Source organism: Crocinitomicaceae bacterium (assembly GCA_016708105.1).
Taxonomy (GTDB): Bacteria; Bacteroidota; Bacteroidia; order Flavobacteriales_D; family Crocinitomicaceae; genus JADJGJ01.
This window is the reverse complement of record JADJGJ010000004.1, coordinates 147842-168522: the sequence shown is the minus strand read 5'-3', so window position 1 is coordinate 168522 and position 20681 is coordinate 147842. Positions and strand designations below refer to the sequence as shown.

Here is a 20681-nt window from a genome sequence, read left to right as displayed (position 1 = left end):
GAATGCGATTGATTTTGTTTCCGGTGAAGATATTATTCCTTGCCGTTGCCAAAGGTAGAATTTTGCATCCGATTAATGGTCAAGCGAAAGAAATGAAATAAGGATTTTTTAATAAGTGAGATGAATTGTTAATTATTCGTCAGCCGTAAAAATTAGTCTAAGGTAAAACAGATTGTTCTAATGTTCTAATAGTAAAATGATCTGCATCTATTTCAGCATTCACACCAATTGGCAAGGTAAATTTAGGAGACATGTGACCAAAGGTAGCGCCCATGTATACTGGAATTGCAAGTCCTTTGAAATGTTGTTCTAACACTTCTTGTAAGGTGAAAGATTTCTCAGGTTCCTCTGGAAAACATTTATTGAAAGAACCAAAAACAATTCCTTTTGCCTGATCAAAAATTCCTGCTTGTTTCATTTGCCAGAACATGCGATCAATCCGATATGGTTCTTCATTGGTTTCTTCAAGAAAAAGAATTTTGTCTTTCCAATCAGGTTCGTATGCAGTTCCAATCATGGAAACCAGCACAGTGATATTACCTCCAAGCAGTTCACCTTGAGCTTTACCGGGGCTGAGTGTAATTAAGTCTTTCTTGTAATCATCCGGATTTTGCATGGTATACGGAGAACCAACCGCGATAGCTTTTGTAACCTGTATGGTTGAAAAATCAGTCCATGTAGAATAGCCACAAGGGCCGTGATATGTGATGATTCCGGTTTTTTTGTAAACTGCATTCACTAGTGAAGTAATATCAGAAAAGCCAATTAATATTTTTGGGTTTTGAGTTATTACGGTGTAATCAATTAAATCAAGAATGCGAGCACAACCCCAGCCACCACGCATAGTTAAAATTGCTTTTACATTGGTGTCACGATAAAACTCCGTCAACTCGTCAGCGCGCATTTGATCAGTGCCGGCAAGATATCCAAAGCGTTCATACAAGGTTTTACCCAGAACAGTTTTGAAACCTAATTCAGCAAGCCTTGAGGTTATTCTGTCAATAGTTTCAGGTTCATAAATTGCACCGGCCGGACCGGTTATGGCAATGGTGTCTCCTTTGAGTAATGCCTTGGGAAGAATTTTTTTCTTGGTTGAATTTTCAACATCATTATTAGCCAATTTATTCACAGACGAAAACGAAGGCAGGACCAATCCTGCAATTCCTAGGCCGGTGATGTTTTGTATAAATTTTCTTCGTTTCATTAGGCTATATACGCCAAAGGGTGATGTGTAAATTTAGGGAAATTGGATGAGGCGGCAAATTCTATGGCTCTGGCTCAACTTGCAAAGGAGGTTGAGAGTGTATCTTCAGTCTCAACTCACCATCGTAGCGTCTCTGACGCGGGTTGTGATTGAATACATTCACTACTGCTAATTTATTTTAAAAATGGGTAAGTTGAAGGGTTCAATTATTCTGAAATATTCTTTTGATTTTTGATTACTTGAGAAATAAAATTTCCTTTTCTCCTGTCAATTGCTGAAGTGACATATGAATGAGGATAAAAGAATATTTTGTTATTTACCTGCAAACCAGGTTTATTAAAAAAAACATTTTTTTCATCCTCCAATTCAATATGCCACTTGGAGTTTGCTATGTTTAATTTATACACAGCAGCGATATAGCTTGCAATTTGGTCACATAATTTAAAATCAATTTTTCTGTCTGTTGAATTGAAAAATTGGAGCATAAAATTCTCGAGGACGTCGATAGATTCTATAGTATTGTCTAAACACTTGCTTACCTCATAAGGTAGTTTCTTCTTTAAATTCGAAATTTTTTCATCAATGTTGGTTATCCACCATTCAAATTGCTCTTGATTTTGATTCATTGTTTATTATGGAATTATTGTAATATTAATATTTGCGGCTTCTAAAAGCTGTCTAAGGGGCTGACTTAAGTCACATCCCTTGAATACCCATTCAATTTCCCAACCATCGACATTAACCAAATACGAATCTGCTATTATTTCGTTTCGTATTGCCTGTGTTGCGTATACTCTACCTGATTCGTATGATTTAATTTCCACTGCTTTTAATAAGGCAGGGTCAGCAATATCCAGTCTTCGAATTTGACTTCCAGCATTAATTGTGTACTGATGATTTCCCCAACCTATTGAATTAATGTAATCCACTTCAATCTGTCTAGCAATATTGGCTTTGTTAATATTGGCATTATATATATTACTCCATGCCTGGTAATTTATAGCATCTTCACCCCTATATAATTTGTATTGTGCCCAACGTTCGGATTTATGTTCTATTGTCCCTGGTAGATAATATGCTGGCGGTGAGTTTGAAATTGACTCATACAATTGTTCTAATTCTTGCTGGGTGGCGTTTATTACTTCACTTGGTAACAAATTATCCCTCCTCCCAATCCCCGCAGTCCCATCCTGCTTCTTCACCACCACCAACTCATCCGTTTCACTCAACCCATTTTCACCAATTTTATACTCAACCTGCCCCAAATCATCAACCACCTCACTTGATTCAAAACTATCAAACCAACGGTTGGCATCTTCAATGATCAAGATCCCGTCATCACTCACTGATGCCAATGTCAATGCTCCATGTTGATTTGAATTATATACTAATTTTCTTATATCATCTCCAAGTATTTCAAAGCCTTCATGCAGATGATTTTTTACTTTTATGAAAAACGTGAGACATTCAGAAGATAATTTTTCAAATGCCTTTGCACCTTTGTTAAATGCACTAACCCACTTGGCTTTTGAGACGGGAAAAATTGCTGAGATTATTGCGGCAATTTGCCTTCCTAGAAATTCTTGTCGCTGAAATTCGTTCATGGACATCCAGGATTCTAATACAGAATTTAAATAATCAAGTAATGGATTGGGATTTGCAATACCAAATGTGACTAATGGCGCAATAATAGCTAACACTTTTTTAACGCCCTCCCACACGATTGTTCTGGTATTGGCATTGCAAACCATTTCAGCCAGCATGGCCATTGCAAGACCAATACCACCAATTTCGTTCACAAAACCATTCCAAACTCCACACATGAAAGCAAATGATTTCTGTTTTGCCTCAATGTTCAGTGAAAAAAAATCAGTGCCGGTTGACACAGCAGCATAAATACTAAATGCTAGATCGTTATATTCTTGTTCAGTTGGATCCCAATATTCAGGCGGTATCAATGCTACTGAAAATAGATAGTCAACCATTTGACCAATTCCCTCTGCACCCATATTGAGAGCATCGCACATTAAATCTCCAAATAACTCAAGAGAACAGGAATTGTTAGCAACAATCTCAGCATCCGTATCTGCGAAATAATAACCTGCAACCGGAGTTGATTGCTCAACATAGTGATCACGTCCGTCGTACACAAATTCGTATTCTGAGTATCCGACACAATCACCATATTCAACGTAATAACGATAGTGAACAAGATCACCAATATTGGAAAATTCAAAATCTGAAAATATTATATCTTCTATGTCTCTGATTTTTAGCGATTCATTCTGACTCTGTTCCCGCGCAATAAATTCATCTCTGTTGACGTAACCCACCACAATATCATCTCCTCTTCTGTTAATGGTTATTCCACAGTAAATAATACCTTCCAACTTGAAAGAACGGATACTTTCTGCTACAATTAAATCTGTGTATGCTGATGTTATTACCGGTCTTAATTGTGCATTTAACCATGAATAATTAGTTGATGCATAATAATATTCAGCAGTGTAATCAATTTCCAATAATTTTACTTCGTCATCTGGTGACACACTGGTGAGTGCCCAATCTGTTCCTGTCTGACATTCCGTTTCAGTTAACGTATGACATTGAGCCTCATTATTAAGAATGTCGTATACAACTATATCTCCAGACTGACATTCTCTGCCGGTAGCATTTATTTTATAAGTAGAGGGAATATTTCTAAAGAGCGTGTCTATACTACCATCTGGAGAGATTGCTGCGTATGAAATGAATCCAGCTTCATTAGTAGGGTCATTTACAAACCTTGAATAAGGAGTTAAATCGATATTTTTTACAAATGAAGTTGAACCCGTTCTTTCAAGAATTTGGATAGTACCATTGGTTTTGATTTGGTTTTGTGGGAATACACCGGATCTTAAAGTATAATATCCGTCTTCATGGATGGGATGACCAATTATGCGGAATCCTTTTAATTTACCATCACTGAAATAATAATCTGTTATGTAAGACATAACACTTGTTGGCAACTCAATGTAATGATTGAACTTGCTGTAAAATGCCTGACTACAGTTAAAACTGACGGTGCCTGAAGACTGGATCGGTTCTTCTGAAAATAAATCAGCAATAAAACTGAAACTTGAACCATGCTCCCCCCCCTCCTCATCATCCAAAAACGAAAACGCCGGAAGCGGTGAGTGAATGTGTTGCCACTGTTTTTGTGTGAGGTGTGTCCCCCCTGAGTAGTCAAGCAAGTTGGGGGTGGTGCCTTGCGCAATTTGAGGGAAGGTATGTTCCAATGAAAAAATTCCGTGAGCTAATTCATGGGCGGCGGTGATGGCGTTTTCTCCGGTTTTTAAAAATCCAAGTGCTTTGCCGCGCACCATGTAGCCTTCTAGTTCGGCCTCGTAAAATTCTGGTATAATGAATAGGTAATATTTGTTTTGATGATCGGCTGAATCACTCTCAAAATATTGCTCACGCAGCAAGCGCATTTCATCTGAATAGTGTGACACCAAACTGATATCACCGTTCTGAAGTTTACCGTCAGCGTTGAGATCCCAGGTAGTTGAGTTGTAATTTTCTGCTATGGTTACGTTGAATGTTACGTTTGCCTGTGCGTAAATTTCGTTGAGTTGATTTTCTATGTTTTCTATCTGTGAAAGTGTCGCTCCGTTAACCGGAACAAGCACCACATCAAATGAAATTTCTTCCAATACTTTCACCCATAATTTTCCAATGCGCAGTTCATTATCTTTTGCGTAAACGTAGCATGAACTGCTCATGCCATCAAGCAGAATTTTGTAGGTAGTGTCATTGATTTCTTCTGCGGTGAGTTGTCTCTCTGATCCGTTTTCAAGTGCAACAAAACTTAAACCGCTAAGTTGATTTTCACTTTTGATGCTTGCAATGACATAATCACTTTGATCAGGAGCCAGAGATTTATAGGCAACAAAATAATTAGTAGAATCAAGCAAGCGAATCACTTCATAATTACTGATCCATGCTGCGTATTCTTTTTTATCAAAACCAAATTCTTGTTCATCGTACACTTCAAAATCTATGCGATAATCTTTGGTGGCGGCAAGATAATCTGAACTGTAAACCAAAGTACTCACCACGCTATAAGTGCCGTCAGCATTAAAGGTGTAGATCATGCCTTCGTCATCTTGAATAATGATGGGTTCACCGTTTTGAAAATTAAAACTCTGGGCAACTCCATCAACCCAAACGGTAATTGAAGTAGAATCATTCCATGAAAAATCAGTGATGGTTCCATCAACAAAATAATCGGGCTGCGGAATCACGTTTTCATAAATCCACTGATCCATGCCTTGGGTAATGGCTTCCACTTTTCCGCTTCGTACCATCAGATATTCATCCACCAGAATATCATCAAATTTTACGCGCAGATTAATGAGCGCAAATCCAACTTGAATTTTTCCCGTTCCGCTATAATGTCCGGGTTGTAAAACAGGATCAAGTGGTTGAATATCGGTGACCAACATTTCAAATTGACCAATGGTAAAAGTCATGCCGGCTATGGCGTTGGTAAGTGGTGTGATGGTTGCATCAAGGGGTGGTGTGGTGGTGCTTCCGCAAGCATAATCAGGTACAGGTTGTGTAGTGAAAACTGAAACATTGCTCCACTCACTTTCAAAATCATCATCAATGCAACCTTTCACTCTGCACTCATATTGTGTAGCTGGTTCAAGCTGATAAATTTTTAATTCACCCGTTGTTGATTCATACGGAAACCACACGTAATTTGGATTTCCGGTTTTGCGCAGCTCTAATTTATAGTGTGTAAAAGTTGATGAGACATTCCACCACGCATACCCCACGCGGGTTCCAATGCCGTTTGAGTTTAATGTGAGTGTGATACCATCGGCTACAGATGATGCAATATTCCCGTAGGTAAATGTGCAGACAGATGAATAACCATTGTTTCTAAAAAAATCATGTCCATCCATATCCTGCGCGCGCACTCGCCAAGCGTACGACATACCAATTTGCAACTGCGGTTCTGTGATACCATAATTGATAAAAGTCTGATTGGTAATTTGCATGAAAATGGGCAGAGAAGAATTCACTACCTGATTGGGGGGTCAGCACCATCGGGGCGAATTTCAAAAAGTTCAAACACGTATTGCGTTCCGCTGCTGTTGATAGAATTCATGTGAAGCGGCGACCAGGAAAAAATAATTTGCTGCGGATCAGTGGGTGAAATTTCATTACCACAAAAAGGAGTATTCAAAAGCGGAGGATCATTGAGCGAAAACCAAACCTGGGTACATGCATTGGGTCCTGACAAAACTGGTTGATTGGGATTAGTGAAATCAATTACTTCAACACAAATCATGCATGGCCCCTCGGGCAGTGTCTTGTGCAATTGATACTGCGTTTGATCAAGACCTGAAAAAATTAAATTCTCAGTTGAAAGATAAGGTGCCAGATCACTGCCCGATATTTCAACCGGCACACCCGGAGACAAAGTGGTAGATGGTAAATTTAGAAGAGATGAAGTGGTGATACTGTATCCATTTCCTTCAAACTTAAATCGCAATTTCACCTGATAAGATGGAACAGAAAAATCAGTGAGCGTCAAAAAAATTCTCATCTGATTACTCATCGGATCAGCATAATCAGGCAGATAACTTGTATGCGGGGCACTAACCTGAACAAAAGTTTGAACGGGGTAGGTTTGGGAAAATCCTTTTTGTGAAAAGATAAAAAGGAAATAATAAATAGTAGAAGATGAATATTAAATATCAAAGAAACTCTCCTTTGACTCCCCATCGCAATGGGGGCAATATTTACTATTTGATCTTTATTCTTCAATGCGCAAATTGATTATCAACAGATTAAAAAAAGTGCGAATTTATAAAAAACTCCATGCATGCAGTATGGTGATAAAAAGTTTTCTAAAACTTTGATTTGCTAATACCCTCTCCTTTATCCAATAAATTTGACTCACCATAAATGTCCACTAAAGACAATGAAATCAGAACCGCAAAATTTTTCCTGTAACCTTTCAACACTATTCGTTATATCACCGAATGAGGAGGGTTTGGTTGTCGGAAAAACGTTCTGTTTTTACCGGCAAGCATGAGTGGAGACGGAGCATGGCACCTGATCAGTTGATGATTTGGGTGCTGTGCCGCCGGTCTCAATCACAGGTGGTGTACAATTTCCTTTGAGTAATTCCGTATATCTTTAGTGTTTTAGCACCCGGGTGAAAAAATTTCTGGCACATATCAGTTTTGTATTGTGCGCGCTGCTATCTCATGTTGCGTGGGGACAGCAGAGCATGCAGCGCTACGTACATTGTGCCGGAGACACGATTCAATTTGATACGGTGTCAGTTTACCGAACCGGATTTAACGCAACAAAAAACGGAAGTCCGATACCACAAGATGAATTTTATTTTGACCCGATCCAAGCAAAAATATTCTTCAAAAATTGTGCAGAATTGGATAGCATTTTGATCACCTACGAACGTATGCCGCTTGATTTTTCCAAAGCCCTTTTTCATAAATCAACCGACTTAATTATTTCAGACACCTTGCAAGATTTTGAGCCTTTTGTCTATTCGGTTTCATCATCCATGCCGGCTGATGATTTGTTTGGATCAGGTAAGCTCAATAAGCAAGGCAGTATTTCACGCGGCATAACGGTAGGCAATGCACAAAGTCTCTCATTACAATCTACTCTTAATCTTCAGTTAGATGGTCAGATTGGACCTGACCTTTACATGAAGGGCTCAATCTCTGATGACAATGTGCCTTTTCAACCAGAAGGTAACACGCAAAAATTGCAAGAATTTGATCAAGTATATATGAAAGTGTACAATGATAAGTTTGCTGTTATTGGGGGTGATTTTTGGTTGTATAAACCAACCGGATATTTTCTCAATTATACCAAGCGCACGCAAGGTATTTCACTTGAGGCGTATCATCCTGTTTCGGTTGGACTGAGTGATGGCACGGCGAGTCATAAAATAAGCGGTGCGTTTTCAAAAGGAAAATTTTCACGCAATATCATTCAAGGGATTGAAGGAAATCAAGGCCCGTATAGATTGAAGGGTGCCGAGAATGAAACGTACATCATTATTTTAGCCGGCACTGAGAAAGTATATGTTGATGGAAAATTACTCACCCGCGGGCAAGAGTTTGATTATATCATAGATTATAACACGGCTGAAATTACATTTACCGCCAATCAGCTCATCACAAAAGATAAACGCATTGTAGTAGAATTTCAATATTCTGATTTGAATTACGCGCGTTCATTGGTTGCTTACAGCGGAGAATTTAAAACCGAAAAAGTTCAGGGGTGGTTTAATTTATACACTGAGCAAGATGCCCGCAATCAAACTATTCAACAAAATCTGAGCTCAGAAAAAAGAGCAATACTTGCTGAGGCCGGAGATAGTCTCTCCCTTGCATATTCAAATAGCATTGATAGTGTGGGCTTTTTTGAAAGCAGAATTCTGTACAGCATGATTGATTCCATGTCTTATGATTCGGTTTTAGTGTTCAGCGTGAATCCTGATTCAGCTTTTTATCAAGCTACATTTATGTATGTGGGCACAGCCAATGGTGATTATGTATTTGACCGTTACACCGCAGGAGGCAAAGTGTACAAATGGGTGCAGCCAATTGCAGGCGTATCGCAAGGAGATTACGCACCCATTCAATTATTGTTTGCGCCACAACACAAGCGAATGTATTCAGCAGGTGCAAATTTTTCCATCACCAAAAACATAAACACATCCTTTGAGTTGGCAATGTCTGATTATGATAAAAACACATTTTCTGATTTACACGGGGAAGATGATCAGGGTTACGCAGCAAAATGGAAATGGAAATCAGCGCATAGTTTGGGTGAAAAATGGAAACTAAATACACAGGCAGGCTTTGAATTAACTGACCGAAATTTTCAACCCGTGCAATGGTTTCGTGATGTAGAGTTTGATCGTGATTGGAATGTAAGATATTTGCCCTATACAGGGAATCAATATTTGTCATCAGCAGGATTTCAGTTTGTAGGAAAATCCAGAGGAACAATTGGCTATGAATTTGAAAATTTTATCTGGGGAAATGATTATGCTGCATACCGCAACAAACTAAATGCAGGTTTGAGAAAAGGAGGATTCAGTTTCATTGCAAATGGGTCGTGGTTGAGCTCTGCCGGTATTGAGAAAACAAGTTTTATCAGGCATGATATTCACCTTGCTCAAAATACCCGATTCATAAAATTTGGTTTTGAAGACATACATGAATGGAATGAGCGAGTGGAAGATGGCACAGATTTTCTGGCAAACACATCTTATCGTTTTTATGATTGGAAAGTATATGTTTCAACGGCCGACTCTATGAAAAATAGCGCCGCCATTTATTACCGTGAACGGTATGATTGGTTTAGTGATTCAACAAATTTAACTCAGGCAACAAGGGCCCAGAATATTGGGCTGGAATCTTCTATTGGCAAAAATGAAATATCATCATTAAGAGTAAATGTCAACTATCGTTTTTTAGATGTATTGGACACCACATTATTTTCAGGCCAACCGGAAAACACTTTGTTAGGTAGAATGGAACACCAATTGAAATTATGGAAAGGCGCCGTGCTGGCAACAACATTTTATGAAGCCGGATCAGGACTTGAACTACGTCGTGAGTTTATTTATCTTGAAGTAAATCCAGGACAGGGAACCTACACCTGGATTGATTACAACAACGATGGAGTTAAAGATTTGGGTGAATTTGAAATAGCGATTTTTAGTGATCAGGGAAATTACATACGAGTTTTTGTTCCAACAAACACCTATGTCAGAACATATTCAAATCAGTTTTCAACCAGTTTGATTTTAAGTCCTGAACGAATATGGAATTCCAAAAAAGGCGTGCTGAAATTTTTATCGCGCTTCAGCAATCAAACTATCTATAAAATAAATCGCAAAACAAGTTATGAAGATAATCTTGAAGCGCTGAATCCATTTGTGTATGCAATAGCTGACACCAGTTTGGTTTCTATGTCAAGCTCGTTTAGAAATTCATTTTATTTCAACAAAACAAGTAGTGTTTTTGGTATCACGTATTCGTATCAAGAGAATGCTTCAAAAATTTTATTATCCAACGGGTTTGATTCAAGACTGAATACCTTTCATGATGCGCGCTTAAGATGGAACATAAGCAAAGTTTATAATGTGCGCCTAAACGGAATAATGGGGTATAAAAAAAGCGTTAGCGATTATACCACGGGCAGAGATTACGGCATTGATTATTTTGAAATAGAACCTGCATTTTCATATCAGCCGGGCACCGCATTTAGAGTTAGCATTTCAGGTAAATACACGGAAAAACTAAACAACTCTGTTTTGCAAGAGAAAGCCATTATCAGAAACGCGGGAATAGAATTCAGGCTCAACCAAGTTCAGAAAGGAAGTTTTTCAGCACAGTTTAATTATATCGTAATTGATTACACAGCAACCATAAATACATCACTGGCGTTTGAAATGCTTGAAGGATTAAAAACCGGAAATAATTATACCTGGACAATTTCTTATCAACGAAAAGTTGCACAAAATCTTCAATTGAATTTTACGTATAATGGCCGTAAATCTGAATCAAATAGCGCAATTCATGCAGGCGGCATGGAGTTGAGAGCGTTTTTCTGACAAATTAAATTGAAGATAAAAAATCACTGCACGTTCTAAAATGCAAATCGAAAAAACTAAAACCAACCAATGCTGATGCCTAATGAAAAAAGTTGCAATTTATTACTGCTGTCGTGAGTGAAAAGAGAGGTTAAATCATAATAACCGAATAGCATGTAATTATCAAACCCAATGCGCAAAGTGGGTCCGTAATGTAATCTGTTCAAGTCAGGAAAATTAAATTCTTTATACTCATCACTTCCAATCCGCCACTTATGATAATCAACTACCATAAAACCAACTTTAAATCCTGGATAAAACTTGAACTTACCGCGTTCACGTGCTGCGCGAATTCTGAATTCAAAAGGTACTTCAACAAAAGTGAATGAGGTTCTGTTGCTCCAACGTTTGGGTCCGGTATAAATTTGCAATAAACTATAATCTTCATCCAAACTATTTGTCATGAATTGAAATTCGCCGTTATGCCGAATAGAAAAATGGGAATAGCCAAATCCAACCCCAATTCCAAAAACTGATTTTTTTTGAAAAGGAATATCAAACATTAAATTCATGTTGTGGCCAACAGAATAAAAATAAGTTGATGTACCGCCCTGCTCACCCAGCCAGCTATTGAAGAAAATATCTGTATTAAATCTATCAAATTTATCAGGGGTGGTTTCATCCGGCGCTGACAAGCCGGTGTAAAGTCTCATAATGCCCGGACGACGTTTTACAAAGGCATGGTCATAAGGATTTTCCTGCGAGAAGAGACTCAGGGAACAAAATAATCCGGATATGAGAAAAACTTGCTTCACTTTTTCAATGTTTTTTGCCATTCCCACGCATGCAAAAGAGCATCAGCAACGGTGAATTCACATTTCCATTTCAACATGCGATATGCTTTTTCAGGATTTGCGAAAATTTGTTCAACATCTCCGGTGCGTCTTGGGCCAATGCGGTAATTCAAATTAAGATGATTTACTTTTTCAAAAGTATGGATAATTTCTAAGACAGAAGTTCCCTGACCTGTTCCCAAATTAAAAGCCTCACACGTGCTGCCCGCTTGTTCTGAAAGCCACTGAATTGTTTTCACGTGTGCTTTTGCCAAATCAACCACATGAATATAATCTCTGATATTGGTGCCGTCTTTTGTGCTGTAATCATTGCCGTTCACAACAAGTTGTTCTCTGATTCCTGCTGCCGTTTGGGAAATATAAGGCACCAAATTATTTGGCACTCCTAAAGGCAGTTCACCAATTTTAGCGCTAGGGTGTGCGCCAATAGGATTAAAATATCTAAGCAGCCCGGCGCGTAAATTTTTATTGGCTTTTACAGCGTGTTGAATAATCCGTTCTGAAATAATTTTTGTGTCGCCGTAGGGTGATGCGGCTGACTGAATGGCTGTCTCTTCTTTTACCTCTGGTTTATGAGGATGGCCATACACGGTGCATGATGATGAAAAAACTAAATCATGAATTCCGCAAGTTTGCATAGCCTGTAGCACGGCACAAAGTGATCCAATATTGTTTTGATAATATTTAATCGGAAATTCTACTGATTCTCCAACTGCTTTATATGCGGCAAAATGAATGACTCCGCTAATGTCAGGATGTTTTCTAAAAACACTAATCAATTCTTTTTCATCTGTACAATCAATGGCATAACCAATCAAATTCACACCGGTAAGTTCACAAAGGCGCTCAATAATCCAAGCTTCAGAATTCCGGAAGTCATCAATGATCAAGGGCTCAAACCCTGCTTCAACAAGTTCAACAACGGTATGAGATCCTATATATCCGGCACCACCGGTAACTGCAATTTTTTTCTTCATCACCTTTTTTTCAGACAGAAATTAGTCCTGCATCCAATTTTTCTTTCTTGCACCACCTTGCTGTCTGCCTAGCCCAACACCGGATGATGCAATTACACAAATATAATGCTGTTTTAAGGAAAGAGGTTTTGTTTTTTAATTGCTAGACAGATTTTGGAGGATAAATGTGTAAAATTAGGTAAATCTAGTAACCGGCCTCACTGATATGATCATTCCCAAAAACACACTAAATATTGTAGAAGTCGGATGAAAATTCATTAAAGAAATTTTGTTCCGCTTGGTGGGTACTTTTAAGTTCTGTACTTTTAATCAAGGTTGCGCTACTACTTTTATGCGTTGTCCGTCAAACTGTCTAAAAACCCACTCACGAGAATTAAATATTCGGATAGTGGTCCACGAGAATTTTCATATATTCGATTCTCGGGAGGCGGCATTTAGTTTTTAGACAGACTGACTTTACCTGTAATTAATAAAAGTACACCTTAACAATGAAGTTCAAAAAGCTGTACGTCAGAGTATTACTTGCTATAATCGCTGGATTTTTTTTCTGTTGTAATAATTCCGAATCTTTAACGAACGAAGAATTAAGCGAAGGAACCGCACCCTTTGATAGCATTTTTGACCTTCATTATGCCTCAATTGAAAGCCCCTATTCGAATGTTATGGAATTATGGATTGTGCGTAGCATAAGTAAAATCGAATCATTTTTCTCAAAAAAATTCCTCGAAAAGTTTGATGTATTTATTTACAGCGAAAGGGATAGTTTGGATAAAGTCTTAGCGTTAAATTATAATATTCCCAATTTTAGATCGGAGTGTTGGCTTGTGGCGATAGGTGAACGCCTAAGAATTGATTTGCTCTCACCTAGAGTTTGGTCTTCTCAATCATGCGAACCTGGTGCAAATGACACCAATGCAATTTATCAAATTGTGACCCACGAGCTAGTTCATGTTTTCCATCAACAACACTGTCAAAATATTCAACGAAATGAAAATATGCAGTGGTTCACCGAAGGCCTCGCAGTATATGTTTCAGGTCAACTTGGAAATGTACCTGATACGACAATAAAAAACTTACTTCTTGAGGCTGATTCTCCAGAAAGCTTAATCGACCTTAAGAACAACCCATACAACTATAATTTGAGTGGATCTCTTGTCGAATATATCGACGAAAATTATGGAAGAAATGTTGTATTCAAAATGATTTCAATAGAAGACGCATCCGAATTATTGGAAAATTTAAAAGTTTCAGAAGCACAATTAATCGTGGAGTGGAAAGAATCAATAGACAATTGAGTACTTTAACTACAGGTAACACCACATGCTATGTAAACCATCAATCCCTGATCCCAGCCCTCACCTTGGATACGATATGTCAATTTATATATTTTTATATTGTTAATTGTTGGAAAATGGTGTTGGCATTTGCGCTGGAATTTTTCACAACCTAAAATTATAAATCGAAAAATATTTTGACTTGACATATGTAAGGTTGAGCCAAACGGGTTGCAAGTTTTGATCGTCGTGTAGGCGCACGTCGCGACCTGCGCCTACGTCAAGGATTTTCATTTGCAACCCTCATGCGTACCATCAATATTCTTGTGTATTAACTTGAAATGATTTTAAGTAGATTTTCAGCACAATTTTTTTTGTCAAACGCCAAATCTTTTTTATAAAATCGCCAAAAAGCATCGCTTAAAACCCATTTAATTGATTAATTTTAGGTTGGTGGTTATCTCAAAAGATGTTTTTGGATGGACTGCCGTTGTACACTATTAGAAATGAAAAAGTATTTTCTCAATTTATTAATACTTGTATTTTTGACCGGTTGTAAATCGGACGAGTCCGCATATTTTGAATTGAACAAAATAGAAGTTGACAACGCTTTTCAGGGATTATTCGTTCACGAATTAAGGGCAAATTTACCGAATAATGATACCTCGTTCATTTTCTTCAGAACAATGACCCAGGACAAATCCGTATTCATGGAAATATATTACAACAAGAGGTCAAATGAAAAAAGCTCACCATACTTGTATACCAAAGACTTTTTTGGAAAAACAATCGATTCTTCACGTTTTACTACAGGTGTATATGCGATCGGAAATCCATACTGTGAAGTTCATAAAGATCGTTCCGTTACGTTAATTGATTCACAAAAAATAATGCTTGAACCATATTGGGTTGAAATTAAAACTCAGTCTGGTGAAAGAGTTTCAGTAATGTGTCAAACGGACACCACGATCTGCTGCGATACTGTGATATTTAACATTGATTTGGATGGTAAAATTACTTGTTCAAACCCATTGGTGAAGAATCCGATCATGACTAACTAACAGTGCATAACAGCTAAAACCAAAATGCGCGGCTACGGTTCTCCAATTGAAGTGGTTCTGTTCCATTACGCCGAGCAAAATTTCTTAAAAGAAAAATTTAAAAAATTGTTTGCTCGGCTTGTGGGTTAACATCAATTTAGTACCTTTAATCAAACGCCAGTCGCAACTACATTTAGCCAAGCGTTACCAGCCATTAATAATGAAAAAGTTGATTCCTGTTGCAGACTTAAAGACGACCTAGAATTTTACAAGGGCGCAAAATTCCGACTTTATGGAGTTGGCATGTCTCGTGCAAGCGAGGAAGAAGACTATTATGATTATATGCTCATATACGATCATGATAAGCATATGATATTGGCAAATGTAACTTCGGACTTGGGAAAGCATAAAGCAGGAAGCGTTATTTGCCATGTGCAATTGCATGACGCAGAAGGACGAATTGTAGTGAGTGCTGCTGAAATTAAACGTATGTTCGGAACCGAAAAGACCTTTCACATATTGGAAGAATAAACGTCTGGTAACATAGGGGATAAAGAGTAATGGCTCATAGCTTCTCCAATTTCAGTATTTCATAGCAGCAGCGCCGCACAAAAAAATTTTAAACACCGCCCTATGGCTATCGGGATAATAAAAAAGTTTTTGTTCAGCTGAGTGGGTTAGCATTAAGTTCAGTACTTTTAATCAAGCTTATGCCATTACCTTTGGGCGCAGTGAACCCATTTATTACAGATGACATTGCCGGTTAGCTCAATTTGTGCTGAACATGAGAAATGCCTCCTTAGTACGAGAATTAAAAACAACAAGATGGAACACCCTTTTATTACTTATGAACCACTGTCATTTTCAACAGACGAGTCTTTGATCAGATCAAAAGAATTTTATGCCTTGATGAACAAGCGCCGTTCAGTGCGATTTTTTTCTGACAAAGATGTGCCTGAAGAAATTATCAGACACATAATCAATACTGCCGGTACGGCTCCGTCTGGTGCTCATAAACAACCATGGGTGTTTTGTGTCATCCGAAATAAAGACCTGAAACACCAAATAAGAATGTTGGCTGAAGAAGAGGAGAAAGAAAATTATGAAAGCCGCATGAGCGAACGTTGGTTGAAAGATCTTGCGCCTTTGGGCACTAATGATGTGAAAGAGTTTATTGACATTGCCCCATGGATTATTGTGGTAATGAAAAAATCATACGATTTTGATGAATCCGGTACAAAAACTAACAACTATTATGTGTCAGAATCTGTGGGTATTGCCTGCGGATTCTTAATTGCAGCCATTCACCAAGCCGGGCTTGTTACGCTTACCCACACGCCAAGTCCTATGAATTTTTTGGTTAAAGCCCTGAAAAGGCCTGAAAATGAAAAACCTTTTCTGCTTTTACCCGTGGGATACCCTGCAAATCAGTGCAAAGTGCCAGATTTAAAACGAAAAACCCATGATGAAATTGCAATTTATTTCAGGTAAATTTTGATTTTGTTTAGATATGTATTTTCTTTGCACCCTGAATTAAACCATTAAAACAGATTATTATGTCTGATGTAAAATCAAGAGTAATGTCAATTATCGTTGACAAATTAGGAGTAGCTGAAGATGAAGTGACTGCAGAGGCAAGCTTCACAAATGACCTCGGAGCTGATTCTTTGGATACTGTTGAGCTGATCATGGAATTTGAAAAAGAATTCAATATCGCTATCCCGGATGATCAGGCTGAAAAAATCCAGACAGTTGGAGATGCAATAGCTTATATTGAGGCTAACGCAAAATAATCTTTCGTCACTTTACAGGTTTAACGAATCCTTTTATTGAATGGAGTTAAAAAGAGTGGTTATAACCGGCATGGGTGCATTAACACCTATTGGAAATAATCTAACCGATTATTGGAATTCTCTGATTAACGGCGTAAGTGGTGCGGCACGCATTACTTATTTTAATCCGGAAAAATTTAAGACGCAGTTTGCCTGTGAGTTAAAAAACTTCAACATTGAGAATCATCTCGATAGAAAAGAAGCAAGAAAACTCGACCAATTTTCCCAGTACGCTATGGTTTCATCTGCTGAAGCCATGGCGGACTCAGGGATTGACGTAACTAAGATCAATCTTGAGCGCGCCGGCGTTATCTGGGGCTCAGGCATTGGTGGGTTAAAAACTTTTCAAGAGGAAATGCGGGAATTTATTGGGGCTGACGAAACCCCTCGCTTCAACCCGTTCTTTATTCCTAAAATGATCGTTGATATTGCGGCCGGGCACATTTCAATTACCTACGGGTTCAGAGGACCAAACTATGTAACTGTATCTGCATGCGCCTCATCAAACAATGCGTTGATTGATGCTGTGAATCTTATTCGCTTGGGCAAGTCAGATGTGATTATTTCAGGAGGATCCGAGGCCTGCGTAAATGAAGCAGGCGTTGGGGGTTTCAACGCATTAAAGGCATTGTCTACCCGCAATGATGATCCAAAAACAGCATCACGCCCTTTTGATGTAGACCGGGAGGGATTTGTGCTGGGTGAAGGTTCTGGCGCATTAATTGTTGAAGAACTTGAACACGCCAAAGCTAGAGGGGCAAAAATTTATTGTGAAATTGTAGGTAGTGGTTTATCTGCTGATGCTTATCACATCACGGCGCCGCATCCTGAAGGACTTGGCGCAATAAGCGTAATGAAACAAGCGTTGGCTGAAGCAGGCATTCAGCCTGAGGCAATTGATTATATCAACGTTCACGGTACATCTACTCCGTTGGGCGATATCGCAGAAACAAAAGCCATTAAAACGGTGTTTGGTGAGCATGCTTACAACCTCAATATCTCATCAACAAAATCTATGACCGGTCACTTGTTGGGTGCTGCGGGTTCAATTGAAGCTATTGCGTGTATCATGGCAATCAATCATGGAATTGTGCCTCCAACAATCAATCATTTTACTGACGATCCGGAAATTGACAATAAACTCAATTTCACGTTTAACACCGCTCAAAAACGCAAAGTGCGTTATGCATTGAGTAATACTTTTGGTTTCGGTGGTCACAATACGTCAGTGATATTCAAAGCATACGAAAATTAACTACATAAATTTTGCGATTCTTTTTCAGGAGAAAATCTAACGAGGCTGACTTGAAGCTAACAGCTTTTTTGGTCAAAAAACTCGGTTATCGTCCTAAGAATCTTGAACTGTTTCATAAAGCGCTCACGCATAAATCATATAGCAATTTGCGTGATGATATACAAAGCAATGAACGGCTCGAGTATCTTGGTGATACGGTTATTGACCTCATTGTTGCGCATTTTCTTTTTCAAAAATTTCCTGATAGAGATGAAGGATATCTCACCAAACTAAAATCCAAAATTGTTAATCGCAATATGCTCTCTCAAATTGGAGCAGAACTGGAATTGGCAGAACACATACGCTATAAAACAGGCAGATCAATCAGAGTAGCAACTATTGAGGGTAATGCGCTTGAAGCATTGATTGGCGCCATTTATCTAGATGCCGGATTTGAAATCACCAAGAATATTTTCAATAATTACATCATTCGAAATTATATTGACCTCAACAAAGTGCTTGAACAGGAAATTGATTTTAAATCTGCCTTATTAATTTGGGGACAAAAAAACAAGCTCATGGTAAATTTCAAAATTTTGCAAGAAGCAGCAAAAGAAAATGACTACCAGTATATTTGTCAGGTAGTTATTAACGAAAAAGAGTGGGGCATGGGTAAAGGTCAATCTAAAAAAGAAGCAGAGCAACAAGCAAGTCAGGAGACGTTGACCTTGTTGGGTGTTCAGTAAGCAGCCTGACCTGTCGTGCTGAGATCAGGCTGCCGTGAACTGAACCTATTCCCTTATCATGGTAATGTCTGATTTAAAAAGACTTTCTTCATAATTTTCCAAACTCTGCGGATGTGTCACTTGAATATCGGCTGATGATACTGTGTCTGATTCTTCAACGTCAAACACTTGAATGTATTGAATGACTGTGCAGCCGGCATTATCTGAAATTTCAAGTTTATGTATGCCAATATCAAGCCCTTCTAAAATAGGTTTGTCAAGCAGGGCGCCGTTGAAATAATACGTGTACTCGGTTGAATTATTAATTGATGAAACAGATGCAGTTGAGTTCTCATCAGGCATGCTACTGGTAATGTTTATGCTTGTTTCAATAGGGTCAGTAATTTCTACTGATCTATAAAAAACAGCACCCAAAGCATCTGTTACTTGAACAAAGTAGGTGCCTCTTTTCAAATTGACAGCATGCGGTGTTGATTGTTCAGGAAAGGTATTCCAATTATAAGTGTAAGGCTGTGTTCCGCCTGTTGCTTCAACAGTTACTGAGCCGTTTGAAAATCCGTTGCAGCTTGGTAAGTTTATTTCAAGAATGTTTATAGCCAATGTTGACTCATTTGCAAAAGTAGTAGTTGTATTAACAGCGAATAAAACTCCTGTAAAAATGTGTAGCGTTTTCATATAAGTAGGATTTAATAGGTTCACTGAAAAGTTACATTTATCATTCCATTAAAACAAGTGATTTTCGACTTGGAAATTGCATCAATAAAAGATTTAAGCGTGTAAAAAGAAGCCTTCGTCTAAGATTAATAATATTATGCACGCATATAAAACGGTTTATTCGTTTTTGGGTCTTACGCACTGAAAAATTCGATGGATACGGTGAATTTAGAGATGAAAGGAGAGATGATTGAAACGGGAAACAAAAAAAGGACAGTAAAATATCTTTCTATCTAAACCTACCTACCACGTAACTTTTAACCCAAGCCCTTGCGTGAGTGATGCATTAACCGTGGAACCAATTTCAGGTATCATTAAAAAGCTGAGTCCCGGTCTCAATTCATAAAACAAGTGCAGATTAGTCCAGAAAGGGCGTTTCTTTCCTAAGCGCACGTTTACGCCAAGAGGTAAGTACACGCTTGCACCTGACGATTGTTTATTTTTTACACGCGTTGAGCCACTTTCATAAATTGTATAGGAGGTAGAGTTTCCGTCTTCATAATAGAATCTTTTACCTCGCATATAAGTTTCGTTTACTTGTGTAAACGAATTGAGTGAAATCCCGCCATTGATGCCTGCGCCACCGTAAAGTGACCAGCGCGCTTGCTGATTGGTTCTGAAAATTACTGAAACATCCAATCGAATTTGTTCAGTGGTATACTCAACCCAGTAGCTTGTTCTTGCTATTGAATCGGACAGAATTATTTCACCGGTTTGACTTGAGTACAAAGTATCAGGTGAAAAATTATATTCATCAGATGAAGAAAAGTAAAGTGGTGAATAGTAAAGATGATTAAAACCAATACGCAATAAAAAATTATCGCGGTATTTAGTTTTGTCTTTAGTAGAAAAACTAAAGCCAAGCATGCCCGAAAAGGCAGAGTTGAAAGAAAAATTATTCATGGTATAAGCAAAGCCTGAAGGGTCAGGATTACTAAGAACATCAAACCCGAAACCCGGCGCAAGTTTATCAATATCCACTGCACTGGCATTGGTGGCCACATTTGTACTCATGCCCATGTGAAGCTGCACATCTGAAATTTTTATTCGCTTTATTTGGGTGGTGTCTTGCGCGTAAAAATTCATTACACTGAACAGACAGAAAATCGAAAAAAAATATTTCATAAATGGAAGTGGACTGAATTGAATAACGCAATAATATTTTG

General features: G+C 38.2%; 15 protein-coding genes. 7 read left to right on the top strand and 8 right to left on the bottom strand.

Annotation, left to right across the window (positions count from 1 at the left end; genetic code table 11):
- Nucleotides 1-157: 157 nt before the first annotated feature.
- The 4 genes from IPH66_16565 to IPH66_16550 form a co-directional block, all read right to left on the bottom strand.
- Entirely contained in the window at nt 158-1204 is a 1047-nt protein-coding gene (locus IPH66_16565) for an LD-carboxypeptidase (GenBank protein MBK7130957.1), read from the bottom strand.
- Nucleotides 1205-1410: 206 nt separating this feature from the next.
- On the bottom strand, nt 1411-1830 hold the full coding sequence (locus tag IPH66_16560) for a hypothetical protein (GenBank protein ID MBK7130956.1): 420 nt from the start codon (nt 1828-1830) through the stop codon (nt 1411-1413).
- Between the two features lie 6 nt (nt 1831-1836).
- Nucleotides 1837-6252, bottom strand: a complete 4416-nt coding sequence (locus IPH66_16555; protein ID MBK7130955.1) for a fibronectin type III domain-containing protein — start codon at nt 6250-6252, stop codon at nt 1837-1839.
- Nucleotides 6253-6275: 23 nt separating this feature from the next.
- Complete coding sequence (locus tag IPH66_16550) at nt 6276-6803, bottom strand: hypothetical protein (protein MBK7130954.1); 528 nt, start codon at nt 6801-6803, stop codon at nt 6276-6278.
- A gap of 615 nt (nt 6804-7418) precedes the next feature.
- Here IPH66_16550 and IPH66_16545 point away from each other — a divergent pair.
- Entirely contained in the window at nt 7419-10865 is a 3447-nt protein-coding gene (locus tag IPH66_16545) for a hypothetical protein (GenBank protein ID MBK7130953.1), read from the top strand.
- A 56-nt stretch (nt 10866-10921) separates the two neighbouring features.
- Here the strand turns inward: IPH66_16545 and IPH66_16540 are convergent, their stop codons facing one another.
- Both IPH66_16540 and galE read right to left on the bottom strand, forming a co-directional pair.
- Nucleotides 10922-11659: an outer membrane beta-barrel protein gene (locus tag IPH66_16540; GenBank protein ID MBK7130952.1), complete on the bottom strand. Its 738-nt coding sequence runs from the start codon at nt 11657-11659 to the stop codon at nt 10922-10924.
- Nucleotides 11656-12675, bottom strand: a complete 1020-nt coding sequence (gene galE, locus IPH66_16535; protein MBK7130951.1) for a UDP-glucose 4-epimerase GalE — start codon at nt 12673-12675, stop codon at nt 11656-11658. The genes IPH66_16540 and galE overlap by 4 nt, the downstream gene beginning before the upstream one ends.
- A gap of 488 nt (nt 12676-13163) precedes the next feature.
- Here galE and IPH66_16530 point away from each other — a divergent pair, with 488 nt between their 5' ends.
- From IPH66_16530 to rnc, 6 genes are all read left to right on the top strand, one after another.
- Nucleotides 13164-13970 carry a hypothetical protein gene (locus IPH66_16530; GenBank protein ID MBK7130950.1) on the top strand — a complete coding sequence of 269 codons (807 nt, stop codon included), beginning with the start codon at nt 13164-13166 and terminating at the stop codon, nt 13968-13970.
- A 485-nt stretch (nt 13971-14455) separates the two neighbouring features.
- Complete coding sequence (locus IPH66_16525) at nt 14456-15010, top strand: hypothetical protein (GenBank protein ID MBK7130949.1); 555 nt, start codon at nt 14456-14458, stop codon at nt 15008-15010.
- A gap of 804 nt (nt 15011-15814) precedes the next feature.
- On the top strand, nt 15815-16480 hold the full coding sequence (locus IPH66_16520; protein ID MBK7130948.1) for a nitroreductase family protein: 666 nt from the start codon (nt 15815-15817) through the stop codon (nt 16478-16480).
- A 65-nt stretch (nt 16481-16545) separates the two neighbouring features.
- A complete protein-coding gene (locus IPH66_16515; protein MBK7130947.1) occupies nt 16546-16782 on the top strand; it encodes an acyl carrier protein in 237 nt (78 codons plus the stop codon).
- A 40-nt stretch (nt 16783-16822) separates the two neighbouring features.
- Nucleotides 16823-18076: a beta-ketoacyl-ACP synthase II gene (gene fabF / locus IPH66_16510; GenBank protein MBK7130946.1), complete on the top strand. Its 1254-nt coding sequence runs from the start codon at nt 16823-16825 to the stop codon at nt 18074-18076.
- Between the two features lie 68 nt (nt 18077-18144).
- On the top strand, nt 18145-18801 hold the full coding sequence (gene rnc / locus IPH66_16505; protein ID MBK7130945.1) for a ribonuclease III: 657 nt from the start codon (nt 18145-18147) through the stop codon (nt 18799-18801).
- A gap of 45 nt (nt 18802-18846) precedes the next feature.
- Here rnc and IPH66_16500 read toward each other — a convergent pair whose 3' ends face one another.
- Both IPH66_16500 and IPH66_16495 read right to left on the bottom strand, forming a co-directional pair.
- Complete coding sequence (locus IPH66_16500; GenBank protein ID MBK7130944.1) at nt 18847-19476, bottom strand: SprB repeat-containing protein; 630 nt, start codon at nt 19474-19476, stop codon at nt 18847-18849.
- A 282-nt stretch (nt 19477-19758) separates the two neighbouring features.
- On the bottom strand, nt 19759-20640 hold the full coding sequence (locus tag IPH66_16495; GenBank protein ID MBK7130943.1) for a hypothetical protein: 882 nt from the start codon (nt 20638-20640) through the stop codon (nt 19759-19761).
- Nucleotides 20641-20681: the final 41 nt, after the last annotated feature.

Excerpts from the sequence above, each read along its gene's own strand:
- IPH66_16555 (MBK7130955.1), bottom strand. The coding sequence starts at position 6,252 with ATGCAAATTACCAATCAGACTTTTATCAATTATGGTATCACAGAACCG.
- IPH66_16515 (MBK7130947.1), top strand. The coding sequence starts at position 16,546 with ATGTCTGATGTAAAATCAAGAGTAATGTCAATTATCGTTGACAAATTA.
- IPH66_16530 (MBK7130950.1), top strand. The coding sequence starts at position 13,164 with ATGAAGTTCAAAAAGCTGTACGTCAGAGTATTACTTGCTATAATCGCT.
- IPH66_16500 (MBK7130944.1), bottom strand. The coding sequence starts at position 19,476 with ATGAAAACGCTACACATTTTTACAGGAGTTTTATTCGCTGTTAATACA.
- IPH66_16560 (MBK7130956.1), bottom strand. The coding sequence starts at position 1,830 with ATGAATCAAAATCAAGAGCAATTTGAATGGTGGATAACCAACATTGAT.
- IPH66_16550 (MBK7130954.1), bottom strand. The coding sequence starts at position 6,803 with ATGAGAATTTTTTTGACGCTCACTGATTTTTCTGTTCCATCTTATCAG.
- IPH66_16495 (MBK7130943.1), bottom strand. The coding sequence starts at position 20,640 with ATGAAATATTTTTTTTCGATTTTCTGTCTGTTCAGTGTAATGAATTTT.
- IPH66_16520 (MBK7130948.1), top strand. The coding sequence starts at position 15,815 with ATGGAACACCCTTTTATTACTTATGAACCACTGTCATTTTCAACAGAC.
- galE (MBK7130951.1), bottom strand. The coding sequence starts at position 12,675 with ATGAAGAAAAAAATTGCAGTTACCGGTGGTGCCGGATATATAGGATCT.
- fabF (MBK7130946.1), top strand. The coding sequence starts at position 16,823 with ATGGAGTTAAAAAGAGTGGTTATAACCGGCATGGGTGCATTAACACCT.
- IPH66_16525 (MBK7130949.1), top strand. The coding sequence starts at position 14,456 with ATGAAAAAGTATTTTCTCAATTTATTAATACTTGTATTTTTGACCGGT.
- IPH66_16565 (MBK7130957.1), bottom strand. The coding sequence starts at position 1,204 with ATGAAACGAAGAAAATTTATACAAAACATCACCGGCCTAGGAATTGCA.